This window comes from Micromonospora sp. NPDC007271 (assembly GCF_040634005.1).
Classification (GTDB): domain Bacteria; phylum Actinomycetota; class Actinomycetes; order Mycobacteriales; family Micromonosporaceae; genus Micromonospora.
In genome coordinates this window covers 21,750-40,932 of record NZ_JBEYER010000024.1, presented here as the reverse complement: position 1 = coordinate 40,932, position 19,183 = coordinate 21,750, and the positions used below count along the sequence as shown (strand labels likewise).

General features: G+C 76.2%; 7 protein-coding genes. All 7 read left to right on the top strand.

The annotated features are described in order from the left end of the window. The first annotated feature begins 96 nt into the window (after positions 1 to 96). Genes ABZ570_RS11460 through ABZ570_RS11430 form a run of 7 tightly spaced genes read left to right on the top strand, consistent with a single transcriptional unit; the run spans position 97 to position 19,181 of the window. Positions 97 to 3,555, top strand: a complete 3,459-nt coding sequence (locus ABZ570_RS11460; RefSeq protein WP_358060604.1) for an AMP-binding protein — start codon at positions 97 to 99, stop codon at positions 3,553 to 3,555. Next, complete coding sequence (locus ABZ570_RS11455; protein WP_358060601.1) at positions 3,552 to 6,635, top strand: thioesterase domain-containing protein; 3,084 nt, start codon at positions 3,552 to 3,554, stop codon at positions 6,633 to 6,635. Before ABZ570_RS11460 ends, ABZ570_RS11455 begins: the two co-directional genes overlap by 4 nt. Further along, positions 6,632 to 8,941, top strand: a complete 2,310-nt coding sequence (locus ABZ570_RS11450) for a lantibiotic dehydratase (RefSeq protein ID WP_358060598.1) — start codon at positions 6,632 to 6,634, stop codon at positions 8,939 to 8,941. Before ABZ570_RS11455 ends, ABZ570_RS11450 begins: the two co-directional genes overlap by 4 nt. Continuing rightward, positions 8,938 to 12,450: an amino acid adenylation domain-containing protein gene (locus tag ABZ570_RS11445; RefSeq protein WP_358060595.1), complete on the top strand. Its 3,513-nt coding sequence runs from the start codon at positions 8,938 to 8,940 to the stop codon at positions 12,448 to 12,450. Before ABZ570_RS11450 ends, ABZ570_RS11445 begins: the two co-directional genes overlap by 4 nt. A 56-nt stretch (positions 12,451 to 12,506) precedes the next feature. Then, positions 12,507 to 18,008 carry an SDR family NAD(P)-dependent oxidoreductase gene (locus tag ABZ570_RS11440; protein ID WP_358060592.1) on the top strand — a complete coding sequence of 1,834 codons (5,502 nt, stop codon included), beginning with the start codon at positions 12,507 to 12,509 and terminating at the stop codon, positions 18,006 to 18,008. Positions 18,009 to 18,037: 29 nt separating this feature from the next. Beyond that, positions 18,038 to 18,991 (top strand): TauD/TfdA family dioxygenase, encoded by a 954-nt coding sequence (locus tag ABZ570_RS11435; RefSeq protein WP_358060589.1) that lies wholly within the window; start codon positions 18,038 to 18,040, stop codon positions 18,989 to 18,991. A 1-nt stretch (position 18,992) separates the two neighbouring features. Further along, positions 18,993 to 19,181 carry an MbtH family NRPS accessory protein gene (locus tag ABZ570_RS11430; protein WP_358060586.1) on the top strand — a complete coding sequence of 63 codons (189 nt, stop codon included), beginning with the start codon at positions 18,993 to 18,995 and terminating at the stop codon, positions 19,179 to 19,181. Positions 19,182 to 19,183: the final 2 nt, after the last annotated feature.

The following is a 19,183-nucleotide window of genomic DNA, read 5'->3' as shown; positions in this document are numbered from 1 at the left end:
AATGTGAAGTCCTGGGGGGGATCATGATCACATTGGTTGAGTGCTGCGTGCCCGCCGTCGGTGGGGAAACGCCGGCCCCCTGAGATGCGACAACCGATGATCGTCAATCGCTTCGGTGCGGTCGCGGCGCGCCACGGGGATCGTCCGGCCCTGCTCGGCGAGACCGGCGAGGTCAGCTACGCCGAACTGGCCGGCGCGGCCGGTGGCCACGCCGCCGCGCTCGCCGCCGCCGGTGCCCGACCCGGCGACCGGATCGCCCTGCTCACCGCGCACGGCGCCCCGACCGTCGCGGCGCTCCTGGGCGCCCTCGCCGCCGGCTGCGCCTACGTGCCGCTCGATCCGGGCTTCCCGGTCGACCGGCTGCGCCACATGCTCGCCGCCGCCGGCGTCGGCGCCGTCGCCTGCGCCGCCGAGCACCGGGAACTGGCCGACGCGCTCGCCGGCGGCCGAGTCGTGGTGCCGCTGGACGACGTGCCGCCCGCCCCGCTGCGGCCGGTCGCGGTCGACCCGGACACGCTCGCGTACGTGCTGTTCACCTCGGGCTCCACCGGGGTGCCCAAGGCGGTCGGGCAGACCCGCCGCAACCTGGCGCACGTCGTCGACAACCAGATCACCGCGCTGGCCGTCGCACCGGGCGACCGGCTCAGCCTGCTCGCCTCGTTCAGCTTCGACGCCGCCATCCCGGACCTGTACCCGGCGCTGCTCACCGGCGCCGCGGTGGTCCCGGTCGACCTGCGTCGGCAGGGGCTCGCGTACGCCGTGGACCAGCTCGACCGGCACCGGGCGACCGTGCTGCACTGCACGCCCACCGTCTACCGCCACCTGCTCGACACCCTCGGCGAGCGGCGGCTGGCGGCGGTCCGCGTGGTGCTGCTCGGCGGCGAGCAGGCCACCTGGGCCGACGCGATCCGCGGCCGGGACCGGTTCGCCCCCGACTGCGAGCTGGTCAACGGCTACGGCGCGACCGAGATGACCTTCGTCGCCCGGTACCGGACCCGACTGTCCGGGGTGGACGAGGCCGCGACCGGACCGCTGCCGATCGGCACCCCGTTCCCCGGCTACGAGGTGCGCCTCGCGCCGGACACCGGCGAGATCGTGGTCGCCAGCCCGCACCTCGCCCCCGGCTACCTCAACCAGGACAGCGACCGGTTCGGCGTGGACGCCGACGGGGTGCGCGCGTACCGCACGGGCGACCTGGGCCGGCGGCTGCCCGGCGGCGACCTGGTCTGCCTCGGCCGGCTCGACCGGCAGGTCAAGGTGCGCGGCCACCGGGTCGAGCTGACCGAGATCGAGGCGGCGCTGGCCGCCCAGCCCGGGGTGGCCGGCGTACGCGCCATCGCCCGTGACGGCGAGCTGCTGGCGTACGCCCGTCCGGCCGACGGGGCCCGGCCGGACGGCGCGGCGCTGCGGGCCGCCCTCGCCGCGGCGCTGCCCGGCTACGCCCTGCCCCGCGCGGTGGTGGTGCTCGACGAGTTCCCGCTCACCGTCACCGGCAAGGTGGACGAGCGGGCACTGCCCGACCCGGCCGACCCGGTGCCGGCCGGCGAGGCCCCGGCCACCGACACCGAGCGGCTCGTGCACGACATCTGGTGCGCGGTGCTCGGCCGGGACGCCGTCGCCCGTACGGCCAGCTTCTTCGACGTGGGCGGGCAGTCCCTGCTGCTGGGCCAGGTGCAGCAGCGGCTGGCCGAGCGGTTCGGCGTCCGGCTGCCGATGCTGCGCCTCTTCGAGCACCCGACGGTGGCCGCCCAGGCGGCGCTGCTCGACGCCCCGCCCGAGGCGGTCCGGGCGGCGGTGCTGCCGGCCCCGGCCGCCCCGGCCACGGCGGCGCGGGAGTACACCGGCGACGAGATCGCCGTGGTCGGGCTCGCCGGCCGCTTCCCCGGCGCCCCCGACGTGGCCGCCTTCTGGTGGAACCTGTGCACCGGCGTCGACGCCATCCACGACCACACCGACGAGGAGTTGGCCGCCCTCGGCATCGGGCCCGGGCTGCGCGGCGACCCGCGGCACGTGCGGGCCACCGGTCGGCTCGACGGGGTGGCCGACTTCGACGCCGAGTTCTTCTCCTTCGGCCCCGACGAGGCCGCCCGCACCGATCCGCAGCACCGGCTCTTCCTGGAGGCCGCCTGGGCGGCCCTCGAGGACGCCGGGCACGACCCGCAGCGGTTCCCCGGCCCAATCGGCGTCTACTCGGCCACCTCCGCCAACCGCTACTTCCTCTTCCATCTGATGGACAACCCGGCCGTGGTCGGCGACCTGGACCCGGACGACTGGGAGGCCCGGCTGGTCGGGCGGCAGTTCACCGACCACCTGCCCGGGCAGGTGGCGTACCGGCTGGGGCTGACCGGGCCCGCCCTGGCCGTGCAGAGCGCCTGCTCCAGCTCGCTGGTCGCGGTCTGCGTCGCCGCGCAGAGCCTCCTCGACTACCAGTGCGACATCGCCCTGGCCGGTGGCGTCAGCGTCACCTGGCCCCGCCACCGGCACACCCCGGGCGGCATGGCCTCCCCCGACGGCCGCTGCCGCGCCTTCGACGAGGGCGCCAACGGCTCCGGCTTCGGGTCCGGGGTCGGAGTGGTCGCGCTGCGCCGGCTCGCCGACGCGCAGGCCGACGGGGACCAGATCTACGCCGTCCTGCCCGGCTGGGCGGTCACCAACGACGGCCCGGACCGGGCCGGCTTCGCCGTACCCGGCCCGGCCGGGCAGGCCGCCGCGGTCGCGAACGCCCTCGCCGCCGCCGAGGTCGCCCCCGGCGAGGTCCGGTTCGTCGAGGGCCACGGGAGCGGCACCCCGCTCGGCGACGCCATCGAGGTGGCCGCGCTGCACGAGGTGTACGCGGGCGCCGCCCCGGCCGGGTCGTGCGCGCTCGGCTCGGTGAAGACCAACATCGGGCACCTCGACGCCGCCGCCGGGATCGCCGGGCTGATCAAGGCGGTGCTCGCCGTCCGGCACGGGGTGATCCCGCCGAACCTGCACTTCACCCGGCCGCATCCGGAGATCGACTTCGCGGCCGGACCGTTCTACGTGCCCACCAAGGCGCGGGACTGGCCGCAGGTGCCACGCCGGGTGGCCGGGGTCAGCGCGTTCGGGCTCGGCGGCACCAACGTGCACGTGGTGGTCGAGCAGCCGCCCCCCGTCGACCCGGCCGAGGTCCCGGGCGACGGTCCGTGGCTGCTGCCGGTGTCCGCGCGTACCCCGGCGGCGCTGCGTGCGGCGCTCACCCGACTGCGGGCCCACCTGGCCGGCGCCGCCCCGGCGCTGCCCGAGGTGGCCGCCACCCTGGCGCTCGGGCGGCGGGCCTTCGCGCACCGGGCCGCCGTGGTCGCCGCCGACCTGCCCGGCGCGCTCGCCGCGCTGGACGCGCTGCTCGACACCGAAGCCCGCGTCGCCGGCGCCGGCGGCCCGCTGCGTGACCTGGCGGCCGACTGGGTCGCCGGGCGGGACGTCGACTGGGACGTCCTGCATCCCGAGGGCACGGTCCGGCGTACCGGGCTGCCCACCTATCCGTTCCAGCGCCAGCGGCACTGGATCGACCCTGTGCAGAAAGGTCCACGGTGAACTGGTTCGTCTCCGCCGGAAGCCGACCCCAGGCGCCGGTCCGGTTGTTCTGCCTGCCCTACGCCGGTGGCGGCGCGAGCGTCTTCCGGCGCTGGCAGGAGGGGATCGGCCCGGACGTCGAGGTGCTGCCGGTGCAGCTGCCCGGCCGGGAGAACCGGATCACCGAGGACGCCCGCTTCGACATCGCCGACGTGGCCGCCGCCATCGCCGTGCACGCCGACCGCCCGTACGCGATCTACGGCCACTCGATGGGCGGCCGGGTCGGCTTCGAGGTGGTCCGGGAGCTGCGCCGGACGGGGGCGCCGCTGCCGGTGCGGCTGTACGTCGGCGGCGCCCGCGCCCCGCACGTCACCGCGGCCAGCCTCTTCGACGGGCTGTCCCGGGTGGACGACGAGGAGCTGCTGCGCCGCCTCGGCGACGGCGGCGGCCTTCCCGCCGAGCTGCTGGAGCACCCCGAGCTGGTGGAGCTGCTGCTGCCGCTGCTGCGTGCCGACTTCGGCCGGGTCGACAGCTACCGGTACGTCCCCGGCGAGCCGCTGCCGGTGCCGATCGTCGCGTTCAGCGGCCGCCACGACCGGGCGGTGACCCGCGAGCACAGCGCCGCCTGGGCGGAGCACAGCGCCGCCGGGTTCACCCTGCACGAGATCGACGGCGGGCACTTCTTCCTGCAGGACCAGCTGCCCGAGCTGCTGGCCGTGCTCCGTACCGACCTCGCCGCCGCCCGCACCGGTGCCGCGTCGCCGGCCGCCGCTCCGTCGGCCCCCGGCGTCACGCACCGGGTGCCGCTCGGCGACACCGGCTGGTCGGTGTGGCGGGACGCGATCCTGCGCGGCACCGGGTTCCCGGCCGACGGGCTGACCCTGCTCCACGCGCCGCGCGCCGCCGCGGCGGCCGACGAGCTGCTCGCCACCGGCTCCGGCGTGGACCGGTTCGACAAGGAGTTCGACGAGGCGGTCCGCACGGCGGCCCACCGGATCAGCGAGCTGGCCGGCCGACCGCTGCTGCGCGAGGCCGTCACCTGGCAGAACCCGGGCGCGCTCGTCGCGCTGGACGGACTGGCCCGGGGCGGCGGCGACGCGGCCCGCAACGTCCGCCGCCGGGACCGGGAGCGGGCCCTGCTCAAGTACTGGCAGCGCTACTGCGGCAAGAACGAGACGGTCGGCTTCTTCGGCCCCAGCTGCTGGGTCACCCTGGACCCGGACCTGCCGGAGGTCGCCCGGGTCAGCCACGGCCCGGGGCTGACCCGCCGCCGCTGGGTGTGGTTCGAGTCGTGGGCGCTGACCGCGTACGCCGACGCGCTCGGCACGGACCTGGCCGTGCGCCGCTGGTGGCCGCCGATGCTCTGCGCCCACCTGAGCCTGCGCGACCGCGCCGTGCTGCGGCCCGGCCGGCCGCCGGTGGCGCTGTCCCCGGTGGAGGCGGCGCTGCTCGGCGCCGTCGACGGCCGGCGACCCGCGCACGAGCTGGTGACCGACCCGGCCGTCGGGCTGCGCCGCCCCGAGGACGGCTACGCGCTGCTGGACCGGCTGGTGGCCCGGGAGCTGATCACCTGGGACGCGGCGCTGCCGGTCAGCCCCGAGGCCGAACAGGTGCTCACCGCCCGGATCGAGGCCATCGGCGACGAGCCGCTGCGGGCGGCGGCCCGGGCCGGGTGGGACCGGCTGCGTACCGCGCGGGACGCGGTCGCCGCCGCGGCCGGCGACCCGGACCGGCTGCGCGCCGCCCTCGACGCGCTCAACGCCACCTTCACCGAGCTGACCGGGGCGGCGCCCCGGCGGCGGGACGGCCAGATGTACGCCGGCCGGACGATCTGCTACGAGGACACCAGCCGCGACCTCGACGTGGTCTTCGGCGCGCCGCTGCTGGCCGACCTCGCCGCCCCGCTCGACGTGCTGCTGCGCGCCGCCCGGTGGATGGTCCATGCGTTGGCCGAGGCGTACGGGGAGGTGTTCCGGGGGCTCTACGAGGAGCTGCGGGCCGAGGCCGGTGACGGGCAGGTCGCCCTCTCCGACCTCTGGTTCCTGGTGCAGGGCCTGTTCTGGGGCGCCGGCGAGCGGCCGGTCGACGCGGTGTCCGCCGAGTTCGCGGCGCGCTGGGCCGGGCTGTTCGGGCTGGACGCGCTGCCCGCCGGCACCACCGAGGTCCGGCTGCGGGTCGCCGACCTCGCCGCGCGCATCGACGAGGTCTTCCCCGGCACCCGGCCGGACTGGTCCAACGCCGTGATCCACAGCCCCGACCTGCAGATCTGCGCGACCGACGCGGACGCGCTGCGGCGTGGCGAGTACACCGTGGTGCTCGGCGAGCTGCACGCGGCCTGGGCGTCGTTCGACTGCGCGGTGTTCACGCCGTCGCACCCGGACGTCGAGCGGCTGCGCGCGGCGCTCGCCGCCGACGTCGGCGAGCGGCGGATCCGGCTGCTGTTCCCGGACGACTGGCCGCGCCGGACCAGCCGCACCGCCGAGTCGCTGACCGGCCCGACCGACCGGCACCTGGCGTTCCAGCCGGCGTCTGGCGGAGAGCCGGGCCGGGTGCTGCCCACCGTGGACCTCACCGTCACCGACGCCGACGGCCAGCTGGTCGCCACCGCCCCGGACGGCCAGCGCTGGCCGCTCACCGAGGTCTTCGCCGAGCTGCTCAGCGCGCACGCGGTCGACGGCTTCAAGCTGGTCGCCGCCGCGCCGTACACCCCCCGGATCACGCTCGACAACCTGGTGGTGGCCCGGCAGACCTGGCGTACCACGGTGGGGGAGAGCGGCCTCGCCGCGGTCACCGCGGAGCGGGACCGTTTCCTGGCGCTGCGGGCCTGGCGCCGGCGGCTCGGGCTGCCCGAGCAGGTCTACGTCAAGCTCGGCACCGAGACCAAGCCCTGCTTCGTCGACCTGGGCAGTCCCGCCTACGCGAACATGTTCTGCGCCATGGTCCGCGCCGCCCGGGTGGACGGCGGGGACGGGGTGTCGCTGGTGGTCAGCGAGATGCTGCCCACCCCGGAGCAGGCGTGGGTGCCCGACGGCGCCGGCCGGCGGTACTTCAGCGAGCTGCGCCTGCAGATTGTCGACGACCGTCGGGAGACGACCCGATGAGTCATTCGCTGCCGCTCGGCGACACCGGCTGGTCGGTGTGGCGGGACGTGTTGCTGCGCACGGCCGGCTTCCCGGCGGCCGGGCTCGACCGGTTCGCCGCGCCGGAGGCGGCGGCCGTCGCCGACGCCCTGCTCGCCGGCGACGGCAGCCCGGAACTGCTGGACAAGGCGCTGCGGGAGGCGTTCGCCCGTTCCTCGGCGGCGGTCGGGGAGATCGCCGCCGACCCGCTGCTGCGCGAGGCGGTCACGTGGCAGAACCCGGACATGCTCGTCGCGCTCGACGGGCTGCGGCACACCGATCCGGAGGTGCGCAACAAGCCCCGCCGCAAGCGGGAGATCGCGGTGCTGCGGTACTGGCAGCGCTACTGCGGCAAGGCGGAGACCATCGGCTTCTTCGGTCCGGTCTGCTGGGGCGTCGTCGACCCGGCCGGCCCGCACACCCGGCTGGCCCCGGGGCCCGGCCTGGTCGCCCGCCGGGCGGTGTGCTTCGAGGCGTGGGCGCTGATGGCGTACGCCGACCGTCTCGCCGACGACCCGGCCGTCCGCCGGTGGTGGGCCCCGGCGCTGCCGCCCCACCTGACCGTCGAGGGGCGGCAGCTGCGCCGGCCGCTGCACCCGCCGATCGACCTGCCCCCGGTCGAGGCCCGGCTGCTCGCCGCCTGCGACGGCCGGACGCCGGCGGTCGAGCTGGTGGAGCGGGTACGCGCCGACGGCGGCGTACGGACCGGGGCCGACGGCTTCCTGCTGCTCGACCGGCTGGTCGAACGGGGCCTGCTCACCTGGGACGCCGGCCTGCCGAACAGCCCCCATGCCGAGCGGGTGCTCGACCGGCGGATCGCCGCGATCGGCGACCCGGCGGTGCGGGCCCGGGTGACCGCCGACTTCGACCGGCTCCGGGCCGCCCGGGACGAGGTGGCCGCGGCCGCCGGCGACCCGGACCGGCTCGCGCCGGCCCTCGCCGCCCTGAACGCCGAGTTCACCGCCGTCACCGGCCGGCCGGCCACCCGGCACGGCGGGCAGATGTACACCGGACGCACCCTCGTCTACGAGGAGACCGGACGCGACCTGGAGTTCAGCCTCGGGACGGCGGTGCTCGACGCGCTGGCCGCCCCCCTCGCGGTGGTGCTCCAGACCGCCCGGTGGCTGACCGCCGAGATCGGCGCCGGCTGCGAGCGGGTCCTCGCCGACCTGTACGCCGAACTGGCCGCGGACGGCCCGGTGCGGCTGGCCGACATCTGGTCGCTGGCCCAGGGCCTCCTGATGGCCCCCGACGGCCCGGTCGCGGCGGCCGGCGTCGCCTTCACCGCGCGGTGGGCCGAGCTGTTCGGGCTGGCCGACCTGCCGCCCGGGCAGCTCGAGGTCCGGCTGGACAGCGCCGAGCTGGCCGAACGGGTCCGGCGGTTGTTCCCCGCCGACCGGCCCGGCTGGCCCTCCGCCCGGATCCACAGCCCGGACGTCCAGCTCAGCGCGGACAGCGTCGAGGCGCTCAACCGGGGGGACTTCCTGCTGGTCCTCGGCGAGCTGCACCCGGCCACCGCGCCCTTCGACAGCGCGGTGTTCAGCCCGTTCCACCCCGACCCGGCGGCGTTGCGCGCCGGCCTCGACGCCGACCTCGGGCCGGCCCGGATCCGGCTGCTCTACCCGGCCGACTTCCCCCGGCAGACGACCCGCACCACCTGGCACTTCGCCGGCCCCCGGGACCGGCAGCTGGGCATCGACACCGCCCGGGGCGCCGACGTCGACCGGCTGGTCCCGGCCACCGGCGTGCACGTCGAGTGCGTGGCGGGCGAACTGGTCGCGGTGCTGCCCGACGGGTCCCGCTGGCCGCTGGTGGAGGTCTTCGCCAACCTGCTCGGCTCGGTGCTGCTGGACAGCTTCAAGCTGGTCGCGCCCGCCGCGTCGACCCCGCGCATCACCATCGACCGGCTCGTCGTCGCCCGCCGCGCCTGGCGGACCACCGTCGCCGGGTCGGGCCTGGCCGGCCACCCGACCGAGGCGGAGCGGTTCCTCGCCGTACGCCGCTTCCGGGCCCGGCTCGGCCTGCCCGAGCGGGTCTTCGTCAAGGTCGGCACCGAGGTCAAGCCCTGCTACGTCGACCTGAGCGGCCCGCTGTACGCCCAGTCGCTCTGCGCCATGGTCGACGCCGCCGCCCGGTCCGGCCCGGACGTCTCCGTGGTGGTCAGCGAGCTGCTGCCCGGCCCGGAGCAGGCCTGGGTGACCGACGCTGGCGCCGCGCGCTACGTCAGCGAGATCCGGCTGCAGGTCACCGACCCTGCCGCCTTCCGTACGAGTGAGGAGTCCCGGTGACCACGAGCCCGCCCACCTCCGCCCTGCACGGCGTGCCGCTGCCGTACCCGGAGGCGACGCTGGTCGAGCTGATCACGGAGCAGGCCGCCCGTACCCCGGACGCCGTCGCCGTGCGCCAGTGGGACGACGTGCTCAGCTACCGGCAGCTCGTCGAGGGGGCCGCCCAGCTGGCGGCGGTCCTGCGCGAGCAGGGCGTGGGACGGGGGACCCGGGTCGGTGTCTGCGCGTCCCGCCGGCCGGAGCTGGTGGTCACCGTGCTGGGCGTGCTGATGACCGGCGGGTGCTACGTGCCGCTGGACGCCCGCGGGCCGCGGCAGCGGATGCTCGACGTGGTGGACGACGCGGGCCTGTCCGTCGTGGTCGGGGACCTGGCGGCGGCCACCTTCGCCGACGTGCCCGGGATCCGCGCGGTGTCGCCCCCCGCCGGGGCGCCGGCGGGCCCGCCGCCGCCTTGCCCGGCCGCGCCGGACGACGTGGTGTACGTGCTCTTCACCTCCGGCTCCACCGGGCGGCCCAAGGGGGTGCTCAACACCCACCGCAACCTGGTCCAGTTCGTCACCGGCCTGGCCGCGCTCACCGCGGCGGACGCCGGGGTGCGCACTCTCGGCGTCTCGTCCCTCGGGTTCGACGTGGCCGCGATCGACCTGTTCGTGCCGCTGGCCGTCGGCGGGTCGGTGCAGCTCGTCGGCGACGAGGATCGGGGCGACCCGGCCCGCCTGCAGCGGTTCCTCGCCGCGCACGAGGCCAACTACGGTTTCATCACCCCGACCGTGCTCGCCCTGCTCGACCCCGACGCCGCCCCGAGCTGGCAGGTGGTCCTCTGCGGCGGCGAGGCGGTTCCCGCCGAGCTGGCCGCCCGCTGGGCGCCCGGGCGGCGCTTCTTCGACGCGTACGGGCCGACCGAGGCGACCGTGCTGGCGCTGGTCGACGAGGTGACCGGGGTGCCGGCCGACCCGATGCCGATCGGCGCACCGCTGCCCAACTGCCGGGCGTACGTCGTGGACACCGATCTCCGGCCGGTCCCGCCCGGCCAGACCGGTGAGCTGCTGCTCGGTGGGCCGGGCCTGGCAGCCGGCTACCTCAACCGGCCGGCCCTGACCGCCGAACGTTTCGTCCCCGACCCGTACTCGGGCGACGCCGGGGCCCGGCTCTACCGCACCGGCGACCTGGTCCGGCGGGACCCGGACGGCCGGATCGTCTACCTGGGCCGGGCCGACCGACAGGTCAAGGTGCGCGGCCAGCGCATCGAGCTGGGCGAGATCGAGGCGGTGCTGGCCGGGCACCCCGGCGTGGCCGCGGCCGCCGTCGAGGCGGTCCCCGGCCCGCTCGGACCGGAACTGGTCGGCTTCCTCACCCCGGCCGACGCCCCGGACGACGAGGAAATCCGCCGGTACGCCGCCACCCGGCTGACCACCGCGATGCTTCCGGCCCGACTGCTCCGGCTGGCCCAGCTGCCGGTCAGCCCGGTCAGCGGCAAGCTGGACCGGGCCGCGCTGCGCGAGCTGGCCGCCGCCGGGCGGCCCGCCGCGCCGGCGCCGGAGGCCGAACCGGACGACCCGCTCGACCGGGCGTTGTCCCGGCTCTGGGCCCGGCTGCTCGGGGTCGTCCCCGGGCCGGGCACGGACTTCCTGGCCGCCGGGGGCAACTCGGTCGCCGCGATGCGACTGGTCGCCGCGGTCCGGGCCGAACTCGGCCGGGACGTCGAGGCCCGGCACGTCTTCGCCAGCCGCACCTTCGGCGCCTTCGCCGAGCGGGTCCGCGCCGCCGGCCCCTGCACGGGGGACGGGCTGCGGACCGGCAACCCACCCACGCTCTCCCCGCCCCAGCGGCGGCTGTGGTTCATGGACCAGATCGCCCCGTCCAGCGCGCCCTACAACATCGCGGTCGCGCACCGGCTGCGCGGGCCCCTCGACGTGGCCGCCCTCGGGGCGGCCCTGCGTGCCGTGGCCGAACGCCACGACGTGCTGCGCTGGCGGATCCCGCAGACCGGCGGCGCGCCGTACGCGGTCCGCGAGGAGCCGACCGAGGTGGCCGTCCCCGTGGTGGACCTGACCGGCGCCGTCGACGCCGAGGCGGAGCTGGCCACCCTGCTGGCCGCCGGGGCCGGGCACGCGTTCGACCTGGCCACCGGGCCGACCTGGCAGGTCACCGTCTACCGGCTCGGCGCCGACGAGCACGTGCTCGCCATGACCATGCACCACGCGGTCTTCGACGGCTGGTCCGAGGCGGTGCTCTACGACGACCTCGCCGCCGCGTACGCCCGCGCGGTCGCCGGCGAGCCGCCGGCTCTGCCCGCGCTGCCCGCCACGTACGCCGACTACGCGGTCTGGCGGGCCGAGCGGGACCGCCGCCGGGGCGCGGCCGACCTGGCCTGGTGGAACGAGCACCTGGCGGCCGCGCCGACCGTGCTCGACCTGCCCCGCGACCGGCCCCGCCCGGCGGTGCAGACGTACGCCGGCGCCGAGTCCGCGATCCTGCTCTCCGAGGCCGCCGACCGGGCGGTACGCGAGCTGGCCGTGCGGCGCGGCACCACCGTCGCCGCCGTGCTGCTCGCCGGCTTCGGCGAGCTGCTGCGCCGGCTCACCGGGGTCGACGACCACGTGCTCGGCGCGGTCGTGGCCGATCGGCGGCTGGCCGCCTTCGACGACGTGATCGGCTTCTTCATCGACACCGTGCCGGTCCGGGTCCGCACCGGCGGCGCGAGCTTCGCCGAGCTGGTCGGCCGCTGCGCCGCCGAGCTGCACGAGGTGACCGAGCATCCCGGCGCCCCGCTCGAACGGATCGTCGAGGCGCTCGGCGTCGGCCGGGACACCTCCCGCGCCCCGCTGGTGCAGGTGCTGTTCAACGTGCTCAACTACGCCCCGCCCCGGCTCGCCCTGCCCGGCCTGGCCGCGCAGCCGCTGCCGGTGCCGAAGCCCGGCTCGCCCTTCGACATCACCGTCTACGTGGTGGAGCGGGCCGGCCGGGCCGGCGTCGAGGTGGTGCACAACCCGGACCTGTTCGACGCCGACCGGATCGAGGCGCTCCTGGCCGACCTGGCCGGCCTGGTGGGCGCCCTGGCCGCCGACTCCGACGCCCCGGCCGACAAGGTCGCCGCCGAGCTGCCCCGGCCGGCGGTCCGGGTGGCCGCCCTCGGCGCGATGGCCGTCGCCGCCGAGCCGGCCCCGGCCCCGCTGCCCGCCGGGCCCGACGCACTCACCGCCACCGAGGAGCTGATCGCCGGCATCTGGCGGGAGGTGCTCGGCCGGGACCGGGTCGGGGTCGCCGACAACTTCTTCGACATCGGCGGCCACTCCATGGCGCTCGCCGCGGTGCACGCCCGGCTCACCGAGGCCACCGGCCGCTCGATCACGATGCTCGACCTGTTCCGCCACCCGACCGTACGGGCCCTCGCCGCCAGCCTCGACGGCGCCGCCGACCGGCCGGAACTGGCCCGTGCCGCGCTGCGCGCCGCCGCCCGGCGCGGCCGGGCCCGCCGTACCCCGCCTCGACGACCGAACCAACCGTGACGCCGCAACCGTCCCCGCCGCCACCAGCGGCACCACGCGACTAAGGACAGCCCCCGATGCAGAACGAGATTTCCCCCGCGCAACCCACCGACGAGGGCATCGAGCCGATAGCGATCGTCGGGATCGCCGCCCGCGTGCCCGGCGCCGCCGACGTCAGCGAGTTCTGGCGCAACCTGGTCGACGGCGTCGAGTCGTCCACCGAGCTGACCCGCGAGGAGCAGCTCGCCCGGGGCGCCCTGGTCGAGGAGGTGGACGACCCGAGCTGGGTGAACCGGGCCCCGCTGATCGACGGCTACGACGAGTTCGACGCCGGCCTGTTCGGGATGACCGCCCGCGAGGCCGAGATGACCGACCCGCAGCACCGGCTCTTCCTGGAGACCTGCTACACGGCGCTGCAGGACGGCGGCTACGACCCGGGTCGGTACGACGGCGCGATCGGCGTCTACGCCGGCACCGGCGGCAACACCTACCTGCAGAAGTTCGTGATGCGCAACAAGCGGGCGGCCGGTGGCCCGCACAGCGCGGTCTCCGTCGCCACCGCCAACTCGCCGAACTACGTCGCCACCAACGTGTCGTACCGGCTGGACCTGCGCGGGCCGAGCCTGACCGTGCACACCGCCTGCTCCACCTCCCTGGTCGCGTTCCACCTGGCCTGCGAGGCGCTGCGCAACGGCGAGTGCGACATGGCCCTGGCCGGCGGCGTCAACGTCGAGCTGCCGCACGTCGGCTACCTCGGCATGGACGGCTTCACCTCACCGGACGGCCACTGCCGGCCGTTCGACGCCGGCGCCAACGGCACGGTGTGGGGCAGCGGCGTCGGGGTGACCCTGCTCAAGCGCCTCTCCGACGCCGTCGCCGACGGCGACACCATCCGCGCGGTGGTGCTCGGCAACGCGATCAACAACGACGGCGCCGGCAAGGTCGGCTTCACCGCCCCCAGCATCGACGGCCAGACGGAGGCGGTCGCCCAGGCGGTCGGCATGGCCGGCATCGACCCGCGCACCATCAGCTACGTCGAGGCGCACGGCACCGGCACCGCGCTCGGCGACCCGATCGAGGTCGCCGCCCTCTCCGCCGTCTACGGCAAGGACACCGACGAGCGGGGCTGGTGCGGCATCGGCTCGGTGAAGTCCAACATCGGCCACCTCAGCCAGCCCTCCGGCATCGTCAGCGTGATCAAGACGGTGCTCGCCATGGAGCACGGGCTGATCCCGCCGACCATCAACTACGAGACGCCGAACCCAGCGATCGACTTCGCCGACACCCCGTTCTACGTTACGAACACGCTGACCAAATGGGACACCGACGGGGTGCCGCGCCGGGCCGGGGTCAGCTCCTTCGGCATCGGCGGCACCAACGCCCACGTGGTGCTGGAGGAGGCGCCGGCCGCGTACCGGGCCGAGCGGCGGGTCCGTCCCGCGCACCTGCTCCAGGTGTCGGCGAAGACCCCCACCGCGCTCGACACCGCGGTGCGGCGGCTCGCCGACCACCTGGAGAACGGCGGCGGAGGCGGTGCCGAGCTGCTGGCCAGCGCCGGAGGCGGCGCTGGGCTGCTCGCCGACGTCGCGAACACCCTGCGCGTCGGCCGCCAGGCGTACCCGCACCGGGCCGCCGTGGTCGCCACCGATCCGCAGACGGCGGTGGCGGGCCTGCGCGACGCCCGCAAGGGACACCGGGGCGCCGTCGACGGGCCCGCCCCGCGGGTGGCCTTCCTGTTCTCCGGCCAGGGTTCCCAGTACGCCGGCATGGGCGCCCAGCTCTACGCCGAGGACCCGGGCTTCGCGGCCACCGTGGACGAGTGCGCCGAGCTGCTCCGCCCCGAGCTGGGTCTGGACATCCGCGACCTGATCCTCGGTCGGGACCCGGAGGCGGGGGAGAAGCTCACCGAGACCCGCTACACCCAGCCCGCGCTGTTCACCGTCGAGTACGCGCTCGCCGTCGCCTGGCAGCGGGCCGGGGTGACCCCGGCCGCGATGATCGGCCACTCGATCGGCGAGTACGTCGCCGCCACCGTGGCCGGCGTGCTCACCCTGCCGGACGCGCTGAAGGTGGTGGCCGCCCGGGGCCGGCTCATGTACTCGCTGCCCGCCGGCTCGATGCTGGCCCTGGCCCTGGACGAGTCGGCGGTCGCCGACCGGCTGCCCGAGGGGCTCGCCGTGGCCACCGTCAACGGCCCGGGCACCTGCGTGGTGGCCGGCGAGACCGCGCTGATCGAGGAGTTCGCCGCCGGCCTCAAGGGCAAGAGCAAACGGCTGCGCACCTCGCACGCCTTCCACTCGCCGATGATGGAACCGATCCTCGACGAGTTCACCGCACTGATGGGCAGCGTGCCGCTGCGCCCGCCGACCGTGCCGTTCCTGTCCAACGTGACCGGTGCCTGGATCACCGAGGCGCAGGCCACCGACCCGGCGTACTGGGCGGCGCACCTACGCCAGCCGGTCCGCTTCGGCGCCTGCGTGGCCACCCTGCTCGCCGAGGGCACCTGGGCGCTGGTCGAGTGCGGCCCCGGCAAGCAGCTGGCCAATCTGGCCCGGATGCAGGTCGCCAAGGCCGGCGAGGCGCAGCGGAAGCTGACCCCGCTGGGCAGCCTGCCCGGGCCGGGCGAGTCCACCGGCGACCTGGCCACCCTGCTCGGCAGCGCCGGGGCGCTGTGGTGTGCGGGCGTGCCGGTGCGGCTGGCCGTCGACCCGGACGCCCGGCGGGTGCCGCTGCCCACGTACCCCTTCGAGCGCCGCCGCTACTGGGTGGAGCCGGACCCGGAGGAGCAGGTCGCGGCGGCCCCGGTCGAGACCGGGCCCCGGCCGCTGCCGGAGTGGTTCGCGGTACCGGTGTGGCGGCAGGCCGCGCCGGCCCGGGCCACCGCCCCGCTGGGCCGCTGCCTGGTGCTGGCCGACGGTCCGCGTGGTGAGGCGCTCGTCGCCGCGCTGCGGGCCGCCGGGGACGACCCGGTCGAGGTACGCGCCGGCGACGTCTTCGCCGCCGCCGCCGACGGTTTCCGGCTGCGCCCCGGTGTCCGTGAGGACCACGAGGCCCTGGTCGCCGCGCTCGGCGCCGACCTGCCGCGCCGCGTCGTGCACGCGTACGCCCTGGACGGCGCGCGGGCCGGGACGGACGTCGCCGCCGCCTGGGCCGCCCAGGACCGGGGCTTCTTCAGCGCGCTGCACCTGGTGCAGGCCCTCGCCGGCGCCGGCCTGACCGCCGACGAGCACGGTGTCACCCTCGACCTGGTCACCGCCGGCATCGGTGACGTCCGCGGCGACGACCTGGTCCGCCCTGAGCACGCCACCCTCGCCGGCCTGGCCCGGGTGCTGCCGGTGGAGCTGCCCGGCCTCACCGTCCGGCTGGTCGACGCCGACCTCACCGCCGACGCCAGCACCGTCGACGCCCTGGTCGCCGAGCTGCGTAGCCCCGTCGACCCGGGGCACCCGGAGGTGGCGCTGCGCCGCGACCGGCGCTGGGTCACCGGGTACGAGCAGGTCACCGTGGACACCGAGGGCGAGTCGGGCGCGCTGCGCGAGGGGGGCCGCTACCTGATCACCGGCGGCCTCGGCGGCATCGGCGTCACCCTGGCCGAGGACTTCGCCCGCCGGGTACGCGCCAAGCTGGTGCTGCTGGCCCGCTCCGGCCTGCCCGAGCGGGACCGGTGGGACGAGCACCTGGCGGTGCACGGCGGCGCGGACCGGGCCGGCCGGGCCATCGCGGCGATCCGTCGGATGGAGGCGGTCGGGGCCGAGGTGCTGGTGCTCGCGGCCGACGTCACCGACCCGGCCGACCTGCGTCGGGTGCGCGAGGCCGCCGAGGCCCGGTTCGGCGGGCTGGACGGCATCGTGCACGCCGCCGGCCTGCCCGGCGGCGGCATGGCCGAGATCAAGGAGCGGGCCGAGGCGGAGCGGGTGCTCGCCCCGAAGCTGGCCGGCACGCTCGCCCTCGCCCAGGTCTTCGGCGACCTGCCGCTGGACTTCGTCGCGCTGTGCTCCTCGATCACCGCGGTGATCGGCGGCTTCGGCCAGGTCGACTACTGCGCGGCGAACAACTTCCTCGACGCGTTCGCCCGGGCCGGCGCGGGCTTCCGGGCGCCGGTGGTGTCGCAGAACTGGGGCGGCTGGGCCGAGGTCGGCATGGCGGTGGAGACCAACGCGCCGGCCGGGTTCCGGGCCGCCGGCCGGGACGTCGTCACCAGCCCGGTGGCGCACCCGGTGCTCACCACGAAGGTGGCCGGCCCGGACGGCACGGTGCTGCACGGCCTGGTCTCCGCCGGCACCCACTGGCTGCTCGACGAGCACCGGATCGGCGGCGTCCCGGTGGTGCCGGGCACCGCGCACCTGGAGTCGGTGCGCGCGGCGGTGAGCGCCGCCCTGCCCGCCCCCGGCCCGCAGGCGGCGGTGGAGCTGCGGGACGTGGTCTTCCTGGAGCCGTTCTCGGTGCCGGACGACACGGTCGCCCAGTACCGGGTGGAGCTGACGCCGGCCGAGGACGGGGTGGACTTCACCGTCGCCAGCCTCGCCGCCGGCCAGCTGCGGACCCACGTCCGGGGCACCGCCGGCTGGACCGAGGAGCCCGCCCCGCCGGCGGGTACGCCCACGGTCGCCGGCCGACGGGTCGACGACGACGCGTCGTTCGGCCGGGGCCGGACCAGCATGCTCACCTTCGGGCCGCGCTGGGCCGCGCTCGCCGAGCACCACCTGGCGGAGGGGGAGGAGCTGGCCCGGATCGAGGCGCCCGCCGCGGCGCTGGCCGACCTGCCCGCCTGGGGGCTGCACCCGGCGCTGCTGGATGTGGCCACCGCGTTCGGCCGGGGCCAGGGCTCCGGCACCTACCTGCCGCTGTCGTACGGGCGGATCGTGGTGCGCGCGCCGCTCCCGGCGGCCTTCCTCAGCCACCTGCGGCACCGGGCCAGCGCCACCGACGAGGTGGTCGCCGCCGACCTGTCCCTCGTGGACACCGAGGGCCGGGAACTCGTCGCGATCAGCGACTTCGTGCTGCGCCGGGTCGACCAGGGCGCGGTCACGGGTGGCCTCACCGACACCCCGGCCGCCGCGACCGGGGCCGGGCCGGCTCCGGTGACCGAGGACATCCGGCCGGTGGACGGGGCGGAGGCGTTCCGGCGCAGCCTCGCGGCCGGGCTCGGCGCCCAGGTGGTCATCACCACCCGTACCGTCGCGGACATCCGCCACCGGTCCGCCCGGGTGACCACCGACAGCCTGGAGGTGGCGGCCGAGGCGGTCTCCGCGCCGACCGCCACCGGCGGCGGCTCGGCCGCGCCCTCGACCGAGCTGGAGAAGACCATCGCCCAGGTCTGGCGGGACGGCCTCGGCGTGACCGAGGTCGGCGTGGACGACGACTTCTTCTCCCTCGGCGGCAACTCGCTGGTCGCGGTGCAGCTCATCGCCGCGATGCGTAAGGCCACCGGGGTGCGGCTGCCGATGCGCAGCCTCTTCGAGACCCCCACGGTCGCCGGGCTGGCCGCCCGGATCGAGGAGCTGCGCGCCGCCCAGCCCGCCGACGAGCCGGCCGAGCCGGCGACCATCCCGGCGATTCCGCGCCTGCCCCGCGCCTGACCACGACGAACAGGAAAGAGATCTCAATCATGAGCGACACGGTCACCACCCTTCCGGTGGTCATCGAGAACGACGGCCGGGCCCTGACCGACCTGATCGACGCCCGGCGCGCCGAGCTGCGCGCCAGCCTCGTCGAGCACGGCGGGCTGCTCTTCCGCGGTTTCGACGTCGGCGGGGTGGACGGCTTCGACGCGGCGGTCCGCGCCCTCTCCGGGGAACCGCTGACCTACACCGAGCGGTCCTCGCCCCGGCACTCCATCAAGGGCCGGGTCTACACCTCGACCGACTACCCGCCGGACGAGGAGATCTTCCTGCACAACGAGAACTCGTACCAGGCGCGCTGGCCGCTGACCCTGTTCTTCTACTGCATCACCGCGCCGGAGACCCAGGGCGCCACCCCGCTCGCCGACGTGCGCCGGGTGCACGACCTCATCGACCCGGCCGTGCGCGAGGAGTTCATCCGGCGGCGCTGGATGCTGGTCCGCAACTTCCACGGCGACTTCGGCACCCGGTGGCAGGAGGTGTTCAACACCGAGAACCGGGCCGAGGTCGAGGCGTACGCGAAGGCGAACGGGATCACCGTCGAGTGGGTCGGCAAGGACGGCCTGCGCACCCGGGCGGTCCGGGACGTGGTGCACCACCGGCCCGGCTCGGACGTACCGCGCTGGTTCAACCACGCCACCTTCTTCCACGTCTCCACCCTCCCGGCGGACTACCAGGAGGGCCTGCTGGCCATGTTCGGCCCGGACGGGCTGCCGTCGAACACGTACTACGGCGACGGCGGCGAGATCCCCGCCGACGTCATGGACCACCTGCGCGCCGCCTACCGGGCCGCCACCGTCCGCTTCGACTACCAGCGCGACGACGTGCTGGTGGTGGACAACATGACCGCCGCGCACGGCCGGGAGCCGTTCACCGGTCCCCGCAAGATCGCCGTCGCGATGGCTGAACCGCACACCCCCGACACCCCTGGAGCGAACTGACATGGCCGAACCCCGATTCCTGGTCGTCCGCAACGACGAGGAGCAGTACTCGATCTGGTCGGCCGACCGGGAGCTGCCCGCGGGCTGGTACGACGCCGGCTTCGCCGGCACCCGCGAGGAGTGCCTGGCCCACGTCGACACCGTCTGGACCGACATGCGTCCCCGCTCCGTCCGCGAGGCGCAGTCATGACC